Origin of the sequence: Sphingobacterium prati, assembly GCF_013167215.1 — a bacterium.
Classification (GTDB): domain Bacteria; phylum Bacteroidota; class Bacteroidia; order Sphingobacteriales; family Sphingobacteriaceae; genus Sphingobacterium; species Sphingobacterium prati.
This window is the reverse complement of record NZ_JABJWY010000027.1, coordinates 17,985-34,733: the sequence shown is the minus strand read 5'-3', so window position 1 is coordinate 34,733 and position 16,749 is coordinate 17,985. Positions and strand designations below refer to the sequence as shown.

At 43.6% G+C, this 16,749-nt stretch carries 15 protein-coding genes; 9 read left to right on the top strand and 6 right to left on the bottom strand.

Annotated elements, in window-relative coordinates:
• Positions 1-40: 40 nt before the first annotated feature.
• The gene (locus HPC41_RS07980; protein WP_216660703.1) at positions 41-277 is read right to left on the bottom strand and encodes a DUF7660 family protein; all 237 of its coding nucleotides are present in this window, start codon (positions 275-277) and stop codon (positions 41-43) included.
• A 394-nt stretch (positions 278-671) separates the two neighbouring features.
• On the bottom strand, positions 672-1,073 hold the full coding sequence (locus HPC41_RS07975; RefSeq protein ID WP_172393515.1) for an XRE family transcriptional regulator: 402 nt from the start codon (positions 1,071-1,073) through the stop codon (positions 672-674).
• An 869-nt stretch (positions 1,074-1,942) separates the two neighbouring features.
• Here HPC41_RS07975 and HPC41_RS07970 point away from each other — a divergent pair.
• Genes HPC41_RS07970 through HPC41_RS07960 form a run of 3 tightly spaced genes read left to right on the top strand, consistent with a single transcriptional unit; the run spans position 1,943 to position 7,907 of the window.
• Complete coding sequence (locus tag HPC41_RS07970; protein ID WP_172393514.1) at positions 1,943-5,287, top strand: SusC/RagA family TonB-linked outer membrane protein; 3,345 nt, start codon at positions 1,943-1,945, stop codon at positions 5,285-5,287.
• An 18-nt stretch (positions 5,288-5,305) separates the two neighbouring features.
• Positions 5,306-6,664: a RagB/SusD family nutrient uptake outer membrane protein gene (locus HPC41_RS07965; RefSeq protein ID WP_172393513.1), complete on the top strand. Its 1,359-nt coding sequence runs from the start codon at positions 5,306-5,308 to the stop codon at positions 6,662-6,664.
• 1 nt (position 6,665) lies between these two features.
• Positions 6,666-7,907 (top strand): TlpA family protein disulfide reductase, encoded by a 1,242-nt coding sequence (locus tag HPC41_RS07960; RefSeq protein WP_172393512.1) that lies wholly within the window; start codon positions 6,666-6,668, stop codon positions 7,905-7,907.
• Positions 7,908-7,958: 51 nt separating this feature from the next.
• Here the strand turns inward: HPC41_RS07960 and HPC41_RS07955 are convergent, their stop codons facing one another.
• The 3 genes from HPC41_RS07955 to HPC41_RS07945 form a co-directional block, all read right to left on the bottom strand.
• Positions 7,959-8,183 carry a hypothetical protein gene (locus HPC41_RS07955; RefSeq protein WP_172393511.1) on the bottom strand — a complete coding sequence of 75 codons (225 nt, stop codon included), beginning with the start codon at positions 8,181-8,183 and terminating at the stop codon, positions 7,959-7,961.
• A gap of 285 nt (positions 8,184-8,468) precedes the next feature.
• Complete coding sequence (locus HPC41_RS07950) at positions 8,469-9,008, bottom strand: cyclic nucleotide-binding domain-containing protein (protein ID WP_172393510.1); 540 nt, start codon at positions 9,006-9,008, stop codon at positions 8,469-8,471.
• Between the two features lie 10 nt (positions 9,009-9,018).
• Positions 9,019-9,393 carry a hypothetical protein gene (locus HPC41_RS07945; RefSeq protein ID WP_172393509.1) on the bottom strand — a complete coding sequence of 125 codons (375 nt, stop codon included), beginning with the start codon at positions 9,391-9,393 and terminating at the stop codon, positions 9,019-9,021.
• A 318-nt stretch (positions 9,394-9,711) separates the two neighbouring features.
• Between HPC41_RS07945 and HPC41_RS07940 the strand changes: the two genes are divergently transcribed.
• The gene (locus tag HPC41_RS07940) at positions 9,712-10,548 is read left to right on the top strand and encodes a G protein-coupled receptor family protein (RefSeq protein WP_172393508.1); all 837 of its coding nucleotides are present in this window, start codon (positions 9,712-9,714) and stop codon (positions 10,546-10,548) included.
• Between the two features lie 95 nt (positions 10,549-10,643).
• Here the strand turns inward: HPC41_RS07940 and HPC41_RS07935 are convergent, their stop codons facing one another.
• A complete protein-coding gene (locus tag HPC41_RS07935; RefSeq protein ID WP_172393507.1) occupies positions 10,644-10,844 on the bottom strand; it encodes a hypothetical protein in 201 nt (66 codons plus the stop codon).
• 382 nt (positions 10,845-11,226) lie between these two features.
• On the opposite strand from HPC41_RS07935, the gene HPC41_RS07930 reads away from it, so the two are divergent.
• From HPC41_RS07930 to HPC41_RS07910, 5 genes are all read left to right on the top strand, one after another.
• Entirely contained in the window at positions 11,227-11,988 is a 762-nt protein-coding gene (locus HPC41_RS07930; protein ID WP_172393506.1) for a hypothetical protein, read from the top strand.
• Positions 11,989-11,992: 4 nt separating this feature from the next.
• On the top strand, positions 11,993-12,397 hold the full coding sequence (locus tag HPC41_RS07925) for a DUF5675 family protein (RefSeq protein WP_172393505.1): 405 nt from the start codon (positions 11,993-11,995) through the stop codon (positions 12,395-12,397).
• A 326-nt stretch (positions 12,398-12,723) separates the two neighbouring features.
• Positions 12,724-12,948 carry a hypothetical protein gene (locus HPC41_RS07920; protein ID WP_172393504.1) on the top strand — a complete coding sequence of 75 codons (225 nt, stop codon included), beginning with the start codon at positions 12,724-12,726 and terminating at the stop codon, positions 12,946-12,948.
• Positions 12,935-13,108 carry a hypothetical protein gene (locus HPC41_RS07915; RefSeq protein WP_172393503.1) on the top strand — a complete coding sequence of 58 codons (174 nt, stop codon included), beginning with the start codon at positions 12,935-12,937 and terminating at the stop codon, positions 13,106-13,108. Before HPC41_RS07920 ends, HPC41_RS07915 begins: the two co-directional genes overlap by 14 nt.
• A 478-nt stretch (positions 13,109-13,586) precedes the next feature.
• Entirely contained in the window at positions 13,587-16,745 is a 3,159-nt protein-coding gene (locus HPC41_RS07910; protein WP_172393502.1) for a SusC/RagA family TonB-linked outer membrane protein, read from the top strand.
• The last annotated feature ends 4 nt before the right edge of the window (positions 16,746-16,749 follow it).

Sequence of the window (16,749 nt, the reverse complement as noted above, 5' to 3'; positions counted from 1 at the left end):
TTAAGGGTTCTAACACTTCTTTGTCTGCAATTATAATTTATTACTCATATATTTTAGCTCCCTTGAAAATATCAGCAAATGTTGACCACGCAGCTTTCTCAGCATCAACACTTGAATTTGTATTATCATAATACCCTTGGATATCTTCTGTATATGCAGCTAAAGCTTCCAGAAAATCAGGTAAGGTTTTGTTTTCCCAAGTCTCAGGATGTTGAAGCAAATCCAGACGCAACAAATCAAGAAATTTGATGAAGCTTTGTCTGTTTGTTACCTTCAATTCATCAATTGATTAACCATGTATTTTTTAATATATGTTTATAATAATTTTTCACCAATTAAGTGAAGACACATCCTTAATTATGGCCATAACAAATAATATTATCACCGTACAAAAAAACAGATGCCCCATAAAGAACATTGTCCGTTTTTTCCTTGGTTCTTCTTTTGCTTGATAACTTTTCCAACTATAATACAAACCTATTGGAGCCAATATTAATGGAATTAATACAGGTAATAGTGTTATCGCCGATATCAATATTAAATAATCCTGATGTAAAGGCGACAAAAGCATAACTAGTAAAATCAAGATTAATGACGCAATGGTATAGAATCTAAATATTTTTATAGATTTGTTTAAATACTGTGTTTCTGCGATTACGGACATGTAATTATTATTTCTTACTTTGTTTATTTCCTTCCGCTTTAGTCTCAGCATCAACAACTACAATTTCAACAACTACATTTTCCATAAGTTTGGAATCTGTTCCATCCGCTTTCTTCTTCGGCACCTTTTTATATTGGATTACGATTTGCTCATCTTCAGGAATTCCGTTGGGAAAAAAATCATCCAAGCTTTCAAAACCAAATACCTTCTTTAATATTCCCATATGGCGAAGGTTATACTTTTCAGGTTGGTCAAGCGATTCGCATTTACCTACAAATTTTACTGCAAACCCCATTTTTGCGCTCAATACTTCTTGTGACCATCCTTTCTCCTCACGCAAAACTTTAATATTGCAAGTCAATTCATACTCTATTCGGAATATAGATTTTGTTTGATAAATTTTAATCATGTAAAAAAAATTATACGACCAAATATTTGGTCGTCTTAAACATTGTTTTTATATTTGTCTAGCCAATCTAGGATTGGTTATAAAATAGTTAACTAACTCCACCTAAGTGGAGCGTGAGTTGAACGAGCCTCTGAATCCAAAAACTAGCAACTTTAAATTCAAAGCGAGGCAGCAGGTTTAACCCACGTCTAAAGATATTGTGTATATTTACGCAGTCTTTAGGCAGGGCCTGTTGATTACCGCTTTGAGGGCTGCTAGTCCCTGGATTCTGGTATGAGACAGATAACCCTGCCTTCTGCATTTAAGGTCGTTCACATAAAAACCAAAAACGATTATGAGAACGAGCAAAACAAACACCGCCCATTACCCGCATTCGATCAGAGATCGCTTCGCGAGGTATTCCCGCAAATCACTTTTAAAGAACATCTTTCGCGCACCTGAATAAGTAGCACACAATCAAAAACAGGCTGTAAAGAGCAATAAAAAAGGGAGGCTTTGACTTTCTTTTAAATGAAAAGACAGCTGAACTTAGTTCAGTTTAATTTCCCTCTTTAGATGCCTGTCACCGACCTATAAATACCAAGGATTGCATAATAAGGTAATATTGGCCAATGAAAGAGCTTGTTTTAACCTTTTCCACCCTAAAATTAAGTAATTTTTTGTTGAGTCCCAATTTTTTACCGTCAGTTTTTATTGCAATACAATAGTATGCTATGGGTCGGTTTGTCTTTTATTCCGGTAGGAAGCGTCATAATTATTCCTAATCAATGCCTTGTAACCGTTTTGACGGCGCTTTTCGGATAAGCTAATTCTTTATTGTTGGATCGGCAAGAGTCATACCCAGGGCCTTTGCACAAAACATTTTTAACATGCAAAAATTTTGCAACGGGGAGCGTATTGCCTATTTATTGGGAACTGTCAGTAAAAAGGCTCTTAATATTTTAAATGATTTTATTTGCCTTTCAAAGGCATTAAGGAATACAACAATGCTTTTGACATACATTGCTGTATTTCACATGTTTAGTTTATCAGCTCAGACGCCCCGCAAGGACAGCGGGGCCGATGGGCTCTTAACAATATCCGGGAGAGTCGTGTCGGCTTCGGACGGTGAACCAATACAGGGGGTGTCGGTTCGCATAACAGATGAAAAGGGGAGAGCATCCACTAAAAGTGACGGTACCTTCTCAGTGCCAGTAGTAGCTTCGACAGGAACGGTGAAGTTTAGCCATGTGGGTTTTAAGCCTTTAACTTTGCTGCATTCCGTTGGGGTATCGTTAAGAGTAAAGTTGATACCGTTGGAGAATCAATTGGAAGAGGTGCAGGTAGTAAGTACAGGATATCAGAAGATTCCCAAAGAACGGGCGACGGGAAGCTTTGAGTTTGTGGACAATAAACTATTCAATCGCAAGGTGTCAACAGACTTTATCAGTAGGCTAGAGGATGTGGTGCCCAGTGTATCAAGTATCAAAATCTTTGATGACAATAGGGGTCTGCTGCCTAATATCAACATTAGAGGCCGTAGTACCATTCAATCTAAGGTATGGCCACTCATTGTATTGGATGGTGTCCCTTATGAGGGTGACTTCAACTCAATCAACCCCAATGATGTTGAAAATGTAACCCTTTTAAAGGATGCTTCCGCATCTTCTATCTGGGGTGCGCAATCAGGTAATGGTGTCATTGTGGTGACCACAAAACGTGCTGGCTATGAGAAACCTGTGCGTGTCACCTTTAATAGTAATGTAACGGTGACACAAAAGCCAGATTTATACTACCAGCCCCAAATGAATACGTCGGATTTTATCGCTGTCGAAAGATTGTTGTTTGATCAGGGCTTCTTTGATGGGCGCATGTACGACATCAATTACAATATCACGCCGGTAGTCCAGTGGTTGAAAGGGCACAAAGAGGGAAATATCTCGTCAGCTGAGCTGGAAGCTGAAATGGAACGCTTGCAGAAAATTGACATGCGCGATGATTTTACCAAATATATTTATAGAAACGCCTTAAAGCAGCAATATAATGTACAGATTGACGGTGGCGGCAAGCTGATCAATAGCCTGTTTTCCCTTGGCTATGACAAGAATAAAAATGGACTGGTGACGTCGGGTAATGACCGTCTTTCTTTGCGAAGCAGTACGTCCTATCGTCCGCTACCTAATCTGGATATCAATCTTGGTACCCAATATACGGAGTATAATACCAAGGAGTCCATGATTCCTATAGGCTACAATGCCCTTGGCGCGGGCTATGGCAATTACCCTTATATGGAACTGGCTGATGCAAATGGAAATCCTTTGATCGTGGATGCGATCGGCTTAAATCCTATATTTCGGGATACAGTTGCCGGGAGCAGGCTATTGGACTGGAAGTATCGTCCATTGGCGGAGCTGAATGAAACCGCTGTCACCAACAGGATGCGGGAGATGATGCTTTCCTTCAACGCGCGATACAAGGTGTTGCCATCCCTTAACCTGTCACTGCTCTATAATTACCGAAACGCAAATACATTGCAGGACAACTGGCGGGGAATGGGGAGTGTATTCCAGCGGGCTGAAATTAATTATTTTGCCGTATGGGACCAAAATAGCGTCAAATGGAATATCCCTGTGGGGGATTACCTGTATCGCCTGAATAGGCAAAATGTCTCTCAGCAGGGACGGATACAGGCTGATTTCAATAAAAAATTTGGCGATGCCCACGAACTTAGTTTCCTTGCCGGTGCCGAGGTAAGGCAGCAGAAGGAAGGTTCGTACTCTACTACATTCTGGGGCTATGATCCGGAGAGCCTTATCGCACAGCCGATGGACTATATCAATCAATACCCTTACCTGAATGGACGCTTCGGTAAACGCCGGATACGGGACAATACGGTCTCTAGTGAACTGATCAATCGCTATACCTCATTTTTTGTGAATGGATCCTATACGTATCGGGAAAGATATATGCTGAATGCCAGCGCCCGTAAAGATGCGTCTAATCTGTTCGGCGTCAAAACAAATGACAAGGGTAAACCATTTTGGTCTCTGGGAGTGGGGTGGATCGTGAGCAATGAGCACTTTGTCGGGAAAGAGCTTTTTTCATTGCTTAAGTTGCGTGCCACCTATGGACATAACGGCAACGTCAACAACACCTCCTCCGCTTACCCGATTATCTATCGTGCTACGGAGACTCATTTTTTGACGGGATTGCCTTACGCTACGATGCAGTCGCCGCCCAATCCCACGCTCCGATGGGAAACGGTGGGCATGTTAAATCTTGGTCTCGATTTTCAGTTGGCAAGCAATAGGCTTAATGGATCGGTCGAGTACTATGTGAAGAAACCGAAAGACCTGATCTCAGATACACAACTGGATCCGACCACCGGTTTTGGCAGTCTTTATATCAACAGTGCGAATTTGCTGGGACGGGGACTGGATATCGGATTACACAGTGTAAACATCCTGCGTAATTCCTGGGACTGGAAGTCTGATCTTGTATTTGCCTATAGCAGGACCAAAGTGACACAGTCCTATGTATCCAGTCCGATCGGACAGTATTTTCTGGCGGGGGCGTATGGACTGATGACCACCCCGATTAAAGGTGCTGATCTGAACAGTATATATGCCTATAAATGGGCGGGACTGGACCCTGAGACAGGGATGCCCCGTGGATATATAGATGGGGAGGTATCGACCAACTATAGCCAGATCTATTACGATACACCGGTAGAGGAAATGGATAACCATGGCTCTGCACTACCCATCGTATTTGGCTCCTTGCGTAATTCATTTCGCTATAAAGACTTTGATCTTTCTTTCAATATCAGCTATCAGCTGGGACACAAGTTTATGCGCAAATCGGTCAATTACACCGAACTGATCTCGGATCATATCGGGCATCCGGATTATGCCAAAAGATGGCAAAAGCCGGGGGATGAAATGCATACGGATGTGCCGGTATTTAAATATCCGGCCAACTATTTTGCCAGTTACTTCTATAATTTTTCATCCGCGCTGGTGGAGCCTGCCGATCAGATCAAGTTCAGGGATATTCAGCTGGGTTATTACCCGAGACTGCCAGCAAGGTATGGATTGAAGGATCTGCGGCTATATGCCTATATCAACAATATCTGTACGCTATGGCGAGCCAATAAATTGGGCATAGACCCTGAATTTGGTAGTAGCAGCCCGGATCCACTGGCTTGCTCGCTTGGTATCAGTTTTAAGTTTTAATGATTTAACCCTATTTAAATGAAAAAAATAATGCAACTGCTTCCCATCCTGTTGATGATGTATGGATGCAATGGTTTTTTAGACATTAAACCGGATAAAAAAATGTCCATCCCACAGACTTTAGAGGATTGTGAGCTTCTGCTCAATGACTATACCGCATTGAACAGCTCTTATCCTGTATTGGGGGCAATTGCTGCTGAGGAGTTTTACCTCACTTCGGCAGATTGGAACAGTATCAGCGATCAGGATGATAGAAATGCCTACATCTGGTCGGACGAACCCTCATTGAAAGCATCGGCCTGGCAGAGCAGCTATAAGGTTGTTTACATCGCCAACCAGATGCTACAGGTATTGGATGGGTTGGATGATACGCAAAAGCAATCCAGTCAATTTAAAACGGTAATGGGGAACGCGTATTTCTTTAGGGCTTTTGCCTTTCAACAGCTGATAGAGATCTATGCTCTTCCTTATGACAAGGCAACAGCGGAAACGGAACTTGGTGTTCCGATCCGATTGAGGCCGGATCTTGATGTTATCTCACCTCGTGCTACCTTAAAACAATCTTATGATCGTATCATTGAGGACTTTAAAAATGCGACTTCGCTATTGAGCAGTACAAGTATTGCGAAGAGCCTGCCCGCCGCTGTAGCAGCGAATGCCGCACTTTCAAGGGTATATCTAACCATGGGGGATTATCAAAACGCCTATACCTATGCAGATCTGGCCTGGAAAGCCAGTCCTCAGTTAATGGATTATAACACATTGGATATACAGGCGGATTATCCGATTGCCCGTTTTAATAAAGAGGTATTGTTCTCAGCCCTCACGCAATACTCGGATGCGATAGGCAATTACTATGCACGTATCAGCCCGGAATTATTGGCTGCCTACGAGCCCAATGACCTGAGAAAACAGATTTTCTTTCGGCCAAGTGATGCAGATCCAACTGCATTTGCCTTTAAAGGTTCTTACGATCAGGGGCCCGGTGGTGTATTTATAGGTCTTACCAGTAGTGAGGTTATTTTAAACAAAGCTGAATCTGCCTGCCGGCTTGGGCAAACAGCAGTAGCACTGGCGGATTTAAACAGCTTGCGTAAAAGCCGGTGGAAAACAGGATTGTATCAATCCATTTCGGAGACGGATCCTGATCGCTTGCTTGATCTTATCTTGCAGGAACGCCGGCGCGAACTTGTGTTCAGAGGAAGAAGATGGTCTGATGTAAAGCGTCTGGCTGCAGACCCCCTGTTAGCAGTGGAACTCAAAAGAACAGTTGATCAAAAGGTATATATACTTGAGACTAACTCGTTGAAATATGCTTTTTTAATTCCGCAATTAGTCATAAACCAGAATAACAATATCCAACAAAATAAAAGATAAGATGAAATTAAACCTGATTTTTATAATAGTATTATTTGCCAACAACCTATTTGGGCAGCATAATGGAAAAGGAAATGAATACCTGAACGTTGGAGATCGATTTGAAGTCAATTCAAGCTTCCCGGTACTAAATTACAACAGCGCAAAAGTTGACCTGAATAAGTTCAAAGATAAGATTATCGTACTCGACTTCTTTGATACCTATTGTGTAAGCTGTATAGAGGGGATGCCCAAACTGCAAGAAATGCAGCAACAGATGCAGGATAAAATTCAGGTCCTAATGGTGACCTGGCAGTCTAAAGAAGTTATTGAAAAATTCTATCGTAATAACGGATTTCTGAAAGAAAAGAAAGTCAAACTGCCCACGATAGTTTCCGACGTCAAATTTAAAAAGTTATTTCCGCATCAGGGTGTTCCACATACGGTATTAATCTATAAAGGGAAAGTTCAAGCGATAACTTATCCCGATTATATCAAACCTAAATTTATCAGCGAGTTATGGAAAAATGGAAAGATCAATCTGCCTGTAAAGGATGACTATAAAGCTCAAAATTCGAATAGCTTCGGAGAAGTGGATGGAGTAAAAGGAACGGTGTTGCTCACAGGTTATCAGGAGGGTCTGCAGGAGAAAGGGGGATTAAATATCACGCTAGATACAGCTTCCGGGATGTATACCAGCTACTTCAACAACGTCGGGATATTGAGGGCATATATCGCCATGTACAGCTATATGGCAAAACCTCAATTTTTGATAAACGATCAGCGGATAAAGTGGAAAGTTGCGGATAAAAGCAAGTATGAATACAAGGAAAATAGCGGTGGACAGCATATCTGGTTAAATGAACACGGTATTTGTTATAAAAGGACGAGCAATAGGAAGATGGAATTGCCCGAGCTTGCGAAGGTCGTTGTGCAGGATCTAAATTCGTTATTGGGACTAAAAGTGTATTGGGGTAAAGAAGCAAAGGATTGTCTTGTGATCCGTAAACTCGACAAGATAGATGTTACACTTAAAAAGCCAACGAACGGGCAGGTAATGGAAAGCCTATCCGTCTTAACCTTTCTGATGGACTACTCAGGTGAATATCCGATCGTTATTGATGAATCGGGCTATTCCTCGTCCATTGAAATCTCAACGTATACCGGTGTCGATGAATTAAATAAACAGCTCAACGCCTATGGGCTCGAAATCGTTAAGGCAAAAAGAGAGGTTGATGTATTGGTGGTAGAGGAAACGATCTAAAAGTAAAAGGGAGCATGAAGTTGCTCCCTTTTGTCCTCAATCGTCTAACGACTAAGGGGTGCTTCGCAATTCAACATTGGAAGAAGGTGATCCCGTTTGCAGCGCAACGATCATCTCATCACGCAATGCATTGGTGAGCTGAGGTTTGTTGCTGCCATCGGGTGTAGCCTGTATTGCACAAATTTTTCCTGTCCCGCTACAAGATGGTGTGCTTGCAGCGTTATAGTCATTTGGAATAGTCGGGTTACCACCAGCTTTTAATTGAAACCATGCCATAATAGTAGGTTTTAATAGGTGACTAACTAAATTTATAATTCAGTACGCTGCAGTCATACCGGCCCCCATACTGGTTACGGTTGCTCGTAACCGACGATCTGGCGGGGTACTCCTTTTGCCAGACCGTTTTTTTACCCTTTGAACTTTTGTCTCCCAAGTTCATGATGTCGGTGATGTTTTACTTATGTTCCTTTTCTTATCACTAAGTTCGTAAGTGCTTTGCCACATTCAATTTGGATATTCAAAGACCTGGATATAAAAATTAATAAGGATGGATATCAATTTTCACAGTGGCAATTGACTGAAGTAGCTGACATTCATATGCAGATAATTGGCCAGATCTTTATTTTGAATGCGATTATAAGACCAACCCAAACGCTCCACAAGTGCTGCTTTACGCTCCGCCGCGGGTAAAAGCATCAGCTCAATACGTCGTTGCCGTTGCTTTGCCCATTCAAAAATCAAATCTCTGTAAGGTGAAATCAGTTGCTTGTGTTGAGATAGGAGGTTGTCCAAGTCTCGCGCCCTTAATACAAACAAAACACAAGGCTCCACACTGACAAAACTATAATTGCTTCGGTCGACCGGAAATATGCCAAAATCTCCCTCAAGCATAAAATGGGCGATATCGCCACTGAGCTGATTCTCCTTTTTCAAAATTCCCGAATGGAGAAAGAAATTATCCTTCTCATGCAAAGACAGATAATGGTCTCTGTTGATACGTTTGATAAAAATATGGGACAGTAACTGTTCCTGCATCTCTGGAAGTAGGGATACATGTTGCAAAATGGTGTTAATGAGATTCGCCGTCGGTTCCTTATCCATAATCTTTCTTTTAGCTGATAAAATAGTTGACACCGCCAGATACAAGATCATCTTGTCCCGGCTGTGCGGTAACTTCGACTTTTTCCTCACGACGGATAAATTTTGAACTGCGTTGGGTAATATCTCCCTTGGTCAAAGTGACCTCGAGTCGGTGCCGAAAACAGTAGGCGAGCACAGGGCCATTATTCAGTGCAAACTCTATTCCGAGGGAATACAAATAAACAATCTGATCTTCGGTCAGGATAAAGGTGCTGATGATCCAATCAAAAAAATTGAATTCTACATAATCGGCTTCCAATTTAATTTCGCTATCATCTTTTTGATAGAGATTATAAATTTTTTGGCCTACACCAGGTGATGTTAATGGGTACTTTTCTGTAAACATAGTTTAGTTTATTAAATTGTTATAAATGGAATTGATTTTATCTGGTTTCAAATCTAAAAAAAGCTGATCTGGTCTTAAAACTTAACACCTCGATTTGGAGAAATTAGGACACTTTTGGAGAAATTAGGACAGTGTTTTACAATATGCCCACACTTTTGTGTAGCTAATAGTAGATAAATTTTATGTGTACCATCAAATTTGTTACTTATAAATAGCGCAACATCTACTTGTTTAACCTTTAATTACGTATATTCGGACTAACCTAAGGCTCTATTCTTATAGCGTCTTCTTTTTCTAATAATTTTTAAAGAATTTTCTATGCAACGTTTGTATAAACGGCGGAAAGCTATTTTTAATATTTGCAGATTTGCTGTTTCCATCGTTGGATCATATATTGTACTTTCCTATGGTGAACCTGAAGGCTTTTTGGAGATCTTCAGAGAACCTGGGTTCGGTTTGCAGCTTACGATAAATACCATAGGATTTTTTGTACTGTCCTTATTTATTAGCTGGTTGATGAACTGGCAGCGCCCAATGGTTTCAAAATTAAAATATGGTGCTATGAGTTGGATATTGCTCTTTCTTAAGGGCTTTTTGATCCCTGTGACTGTATTGCTAATATTGTCTTATACTTACTTTTATAGTTTCGGGAAGCCGTTTAGTTTATCAACTTATTCCAAAGTTATTTTCCCGATTTCACTTTTGGTAATTTTTGTCTTCGTTGGTTTTGAGCTTATCTTATTCGGGATGTACTATAGTATGGTTTTGGCCCGAAATGCCCGCATGCTAAAACTACAAAGACCTGCTCTTGGAAATCAGTCCTATCGTGAAGATGATCCTGATGATACTTTTGGAAAATTCTATAAAATCGAATTGGTGGAAAGATATGCTGTTGGATTTGACCGGCATGGAGAAGAACACAAATTGCCTTACAGAACATTGAAAAGGGTAAAAGAACTCATCGGTGAAGACCCACGGTTTTTCTCTACCGCTAATTGGGTTGTCCAATATGAGGGAATAATGGAATTTAAAAATGACAGTAATAGCAGGGCACTGAAAATTTATTTAAAACCTCCGCTAAATGGTTATCTGAACTTAAATAAGATGTATAAAAAGGCATTTTGGAAGTGGTATGAAGCATCTAAAAATTTATAATTTACTACCCAACTCACATCAACTGTACTTTTAGAAAAGGAACATGAAGTAACACGCCGACGGATTATGGGCTAAGCTTTCAGAAAGACATTAGATCAATTGCGGAGACATTGCTTTCGGATGGTTTCTACATCAATACCGGTATAGGAAGAAAACTCTTCCACTGTAATGTACTGATTGAGATCCTTTCCATAGGCATCTTTAATTGTCCGGAGGATACGGACAGATTGCTTGTAACTCTTTCCCAAGAGAATACTGACATCTTTAGCATAGATGCAGACACGTTGATTGCTCATAATTATATTTATTTAATTGTTAAAAATTGCTTATTAATCGGCTTATTGTCCGTTTATCATCCTACTCCTACAAAGCACCTCTGTAGTACTGTTTTAGTACATTTCACCATGTACATTATTAGTACTTCAACAGTGCTATATCTGTGCTTCACATGTGCTTTGTCTGTGTCGGGCAAATATTGGTTATTTGTAGCTGCATTTTACCAGCAAAACGCACGAATTGCTGTTAACCTAAAATTAGGAAATATTGTTTTATATGTAAAAGAGACAAATGAACCCATTTAGCCCCATTTGGATACAAGTAAGCCCACCAAAGGCCATTTGGGACCGGACCTGATTTTTGCCTGCGCATCTTTGTATCGTAATCCAATGATATACAATCATGGCAAGACAAGTAAGTTTAGTAAAATTTGAAGGTAAGATCGGGGATCTTTCTTTCTACAAGGACAAGCGCGGTTATCAGGCTCGCATGAAAGGCGGTCCAACTAAAGATCAGATCAATTCTGATCCGCGTTTCCAACGGACCAAAGAAAACGGCCAGGAATTCGGTCGGGCAGCAAATGCCTCAAAAAAACTGCGTGAACAGCTGCGCGAGCTGCTCAGTCAGGGCTCAGATGCTGCATTTGCCAATCGCCTCACCGGCCGTCTGAACCGTATCGTCCGTGCTGATGAAGTAAATGGCAGGGGCGACCGCCAGGTACTCTCTTCCAACCTGGGCCCACTGGTGGGGTTGGAATGTAACCTTAAGGCGCAGCTCAAGGATGTATTCTTCCTTAAATTCCGGCCTGCCTATGATCGAGCTACAGGCGATGGTTCGTTCACAATCCCAGAAATGATCGCTAAGAACGTGATCAAAGGACTGAATGGAGCCACGCATGTACAGGTTCAGCTTGTAGCGACGGAGTTTGATGCACAAAATCCAGAAGCTGATGAAGTGGATATTGCTCGTTCGTCCTATTTGGATATTGGCAAAAGCGATGTTTCGGCACCTGAAGTGTTGAGCATACAACTGGTACCACAGCCTGGCGCTGCTGTGTTGATCATGATGGGAATAAGTTACTTCCAATTCGTCAATGGTGGGTACTATCCCTTATCTAATGGCATGTACAATGCCTTAACATTCGTCCAAGTAATCCAACCGTAGGCTTATGAAAACTAGGCATACTCTCAAGCTCCTCCGGAAATATGGAGCTGAGGGAACAAATGGAACGATCACCTTCAATGGAGAGCATATCTGCCATACCATCGAGCTGCCGGATCGCAATAACATCAGGCGCATCAGTTGCATTCCGATCGGTCAGTACAAACTGGAGAAGGTTCGCTACCAGCGGCATGGTGAGCAGATCGGTATTCCGCATGTGCTAAACCGCGAAGGGATCTTGATCCACGCGGCGAATAACGCAAAGGACGAACTGCTCGGCTGTATCGCTCCGGTCACCAGCCTCACAGGAGAGGGGCAGGGAACTGGAAGTGGTAAGGCTTTAGCTAAGCTCAAAGCGCTGGTGTATTGCCTGTGGGATATGGGGGATGAAGTGTATTTGAGTATTCGATAAATAGAAGGGCGGGAATAAATCGTTGCTTTCTTTTGTGTCATCTTTTTAGTTCTCTGGCTATATGAATCAAACTCGCTGCGCTCAGACAGTGATTCATATCTACGCCAGATCCCGTCAAAGCTTGACAGTCAGAAAGCTATAATTTTTATTCCTTGCCCTTCATTTTAATCGATTTGGTTGTTGGAGGGAGGAATTGGTAGTACGAACGCAAGGCTTTCAATTCTTTGTCCTCCTATATTGTATGAATAAAGTGTTATTTCTATTCCCTGGCCTTCATTTTAATCGATTTGGTTGTTGGAGAGTGATGGAGAAAGAATGCAAACAAAATGAAAAAAGTCTTTAACAAAATAGGACAGGTGCTGCAGCTGGTGCTGGCGGCGCCTGTTAAACTACCGGGTAAGGTGGGGAAAGTATTGAAGTATGTGGCTATTGGCTTGGGCATACTCGAAACGGTATTGGAGGAAGAGCCACCTCCGGAAGTAAATAAACCGTCTGTCGATAGTCCTCCTGACTTTAGCGAAGAAAGGAGCGGAGCCAATGAAGCTGAATGATATCCGCATATCGGCATTAGGTGGTACACTCTGCTCCATCTGGGCCAGTATCTCGCTGGGGGATGTATTGCAAACAGTGCTGACAGCTGCCCTGGGTACGCTGGTCAGTTTCGCAACGAGTAGGCTACTGGGGCGATGGGGCAACCGAAGGCAACAGTAGAAGCTGATAAAGCGCAGGGCATCTGTGTGCGTTACCAATTTTAAAATCCTGCAATATTGGATAACAATATTTTAGGACGTAATTTGGGCCAAGCGTTGTATATGCTTGGCCCAAAATTTTGCCTGCTTTAATGATATCGGCATAAAGATAATGTGCGGAGGTATATGGGCATTGTGCACGAAGTGGCTTCTTTACTCAGCTGAGCCCTGAAAGTACATTGACAATTGAAAGCAAATTATTCCTGAACAGTAAAATAAATTTTGTTTTATTCATTTTTCTTCCTAATTTTATGTAGGACATAACAACTAATAAACATAAAAATAATAACCAATAGCTGGATGATTTGACCGATCATATGCCTTAATAACTACTAGATATTGTGCTGTACTACACTGATTTAGGATAGGTCATCGTTTAGCGAGCGTCTGCGAGGAAGCGCTCATTTGCATAAGTTTTCTACACTTATAAAATATAAATTATGATTTGGACAAGCAAAAAAGCTAGCTTATTTGTAGGGACCCAAATAATCCTTGTATCATCCTTATATGCCCAGCAGCATATCGAAGGGACGGTCCGGGATCAACAGGGAAAACCTTTACAATCCATTACGGTGTCAGGCCGCCGCTCGGGCAGCCAGACGCAGACGGACGCCAACGGAAAGTTCCGGCTGGATGTACAGCAGCTACCGGATACGTTGCAGTTCCGTTCGGTAGGCTATCAGCCATTGGACAGACAGGTGACCTCGACGGCGCCGCTGACAGTGGAACTTAGCGCAACGAACAGAAGCCTGGACGAGGTCGTGGTGGTCGGCTATGGCACGCAATCCCGTCGCACACTGACAACAGCCATCAGTAAAGTGGATGGCAAGGCGCTGGAAAATGTTCCGGTCAGCACCGTCGGTGAGGGACTAAAAGGAAAAGTGGCTGGTGCCCGGGTGTATCAGTCAAACAATAGTCCCGGAGCGGACCCGGTCTTTCGGATCCGCGGCGGATCGTCCATCAATAAAACCAACGATCCCTTGATCCTGGTAGATGGTGTCGAACGTTCCTTTTCAGGGGTCAATCCCAATGACGTGGAGTCCATTGAGGTGCTGAAAGATGCGGCCTCAACCGCGATTTACGGTTCTCGGGCATCAAATGGGGTGGTGCTGATAACCACAAAAAAAGGGAAAACAGCTGAACAGGCGACCATCACCTTTGATGCTACTTATGCTTTTCAGCAGCCGGAATCTAAACTAAATATGATGAGCGCCCGTGATTATATCCAGCTCGTGCGGCCCGCTGTTGCCTTAAGCCCCAATCCCAATTATAATACGAGTTCGGGTTACTCCGCCAGTTCGGGCAATGATGCCAGCTCGATCTACTCCACGCGCTATCTCCAAGCAGGTGAGGCTGTTCCTGCCGGCTATCAAAGTATGCCGGATCCCTTGGATCCAAGCAAAACGCTGATCTTCCAGGACAACAACTACCAGGACCTGCTCTTCCGGAATGTGGGCTGGCAGAATTATTACGTTGGTGTCAACGGGGGGAGCCAGCTTGTCCGATATGCCGCTAGCGCCGGCTATACGGACGATGCGGGTGTAGCACTGGGTACAGGGTACAACCGCTTCTCTGCACGGGGTAAGGGGGATGTGACCATTTCGAAAAAGCTGTCACTCAACACGGCCTTTGATTATTCCCTGACCAATTCGCAGGAGTTTGACAATCAGACGAACGTGATTGCCCGAGGGCTGGCCACTCCGGCAACGCAAAAGATGTACTTCGACAATGGCCGCCCGACACCGGGTTATAATGCGACCTCACCAAATCCGCTCTGGTGGGATTATACACGGGATTATGATACCAAAGACCGGCGTTTATCGCTGATCGGTGGCTTGGACTATGCCATTATCGACGGCCTAAAAGCGCAGGTGCAGGTATCCAACTATTCGGATCTGGTCAACTACCATTATTTTGAAAAAGCGCATGAATTTTCGGGATTGCGGACGACCAGGGCGAGTCAGTCCCAGCTGGATCGTACCAAAGTGGATGCCTTACTGAAATACGATGCCAACTGGAATACAGACCATACCTTATCCCTGCTGGGCGGCTACTCTTATCAACAGACGGATTTTAATTCCTTTAACGCGACCGTCAATGGTGCGAGTTCGGACAAGGTGCCCACACTGTCGGCCGGACCGAATAAAACGGGTGCCGAAGAGGATATCTGGCAACAGGTTCTGATCGGCTATTTCGGCCGTGTCAACTATGCCTACAAACAAAAGTACTTATTGATGGGAACCTTCCGGTACGACGGCTCCTCGCTCTTTGCCAAGGAAAACCGCTGGGGATTTTTTCCGGGTGTCTCGGCAGGCTGGGTCGTGACACAGGAACCTTTTCTGCGCGATCAGCAGACGGTGAACTACTTAAAATTCCGTACCAGTTATGGCCAGACGGGAAATAATTCCATCGGCCTCTATGATGCGCTGGGAAAATACAGCACCGATATCCGGTACGACGGTGCCGCGGGGATCTATGCCGCAACCATGCCCAACCGCGACCTGACCTGGGAGACCTCAACGCAGTTTGACTTTGGCTTTGACCTGGCCCTGTTCAACAACCGGATCAATATCCAGGCGGACTATTTCAATAAGATCACCAAAAACCTGCTTTTTAGCGTACAGCTGCCCAATACCTCGGGCTTTTCAACGGTGCAAACCAATGTCGGTAAGGTGCGCTTCCGGGGTTTTGATATTGAAATCGGCAGTGAGAATATGCGTTCCGGCAAATTTCGCTGGGACAGCAAGCTGACCTTAAGTTTTGTTAAAAATAGGGTACTGCAGCTTCCGGACAATGGCCGCGATAAAAACCGTATTGGCGGGATCCAGCTGGCGGACGGCACAGCCTTTGGCGGGACCGCTGAGGGTGAATCGCTGTACCGCTATTTCGGCTACAAGGTGGACCATATTCTGCAGACACCCGAAGAGGCCGCTGCCGCCCGTTACGATGAGTCGGCACGTGGCTGGAGCCCCACGGACAAGAAGAACATCAAAGGGCGCAAAATGGCCGGTGACTACGAATGGCAGGACCGCGACGGCGACGGAGTCATCAGCAGTAAGGATCAATATGAACTGGGGGTCAGCGTACCGCATACCACCGGCGGACTGGCCAATAACTTTAGCTATGGCTCATTCGGACTTAATATTTTTGTCGATTGGGCACTGGGCCATTCCATCAATCATACGGCTTATATGCGCTATTTCATGAATACCTTTGCCAACAACTACACCCTGGTGGATGAGGTCAACCAGACCTGGAAAAATCCGGGCGATCAGTCGAAATATGCCCGCTTTACCGCCAATGACCCGGATACCGGGAACAGCAATTTCTCCCGAACTTCAGATGTATTCAATTACAAAGGGGACTACCTCTGTCTACGGGAGGTATCTTTCCTGTATCAGCTGCCCGATACCTGGAGCAAACGCATCGGGATCCGCTCCATGCAGCTTTCGGTTTCCGGTCAGAACCTCTTTTATTTTTCCGCGCTGCGGGGAACGGGTATCTCACCTGAAGTCGGTGCCGGAACAACCTATGGTAACGATTATTATAACTATCCGGCCATCCGTAAAATCGCGATCGGTGCTAAGTTAACCTTATAAAAGA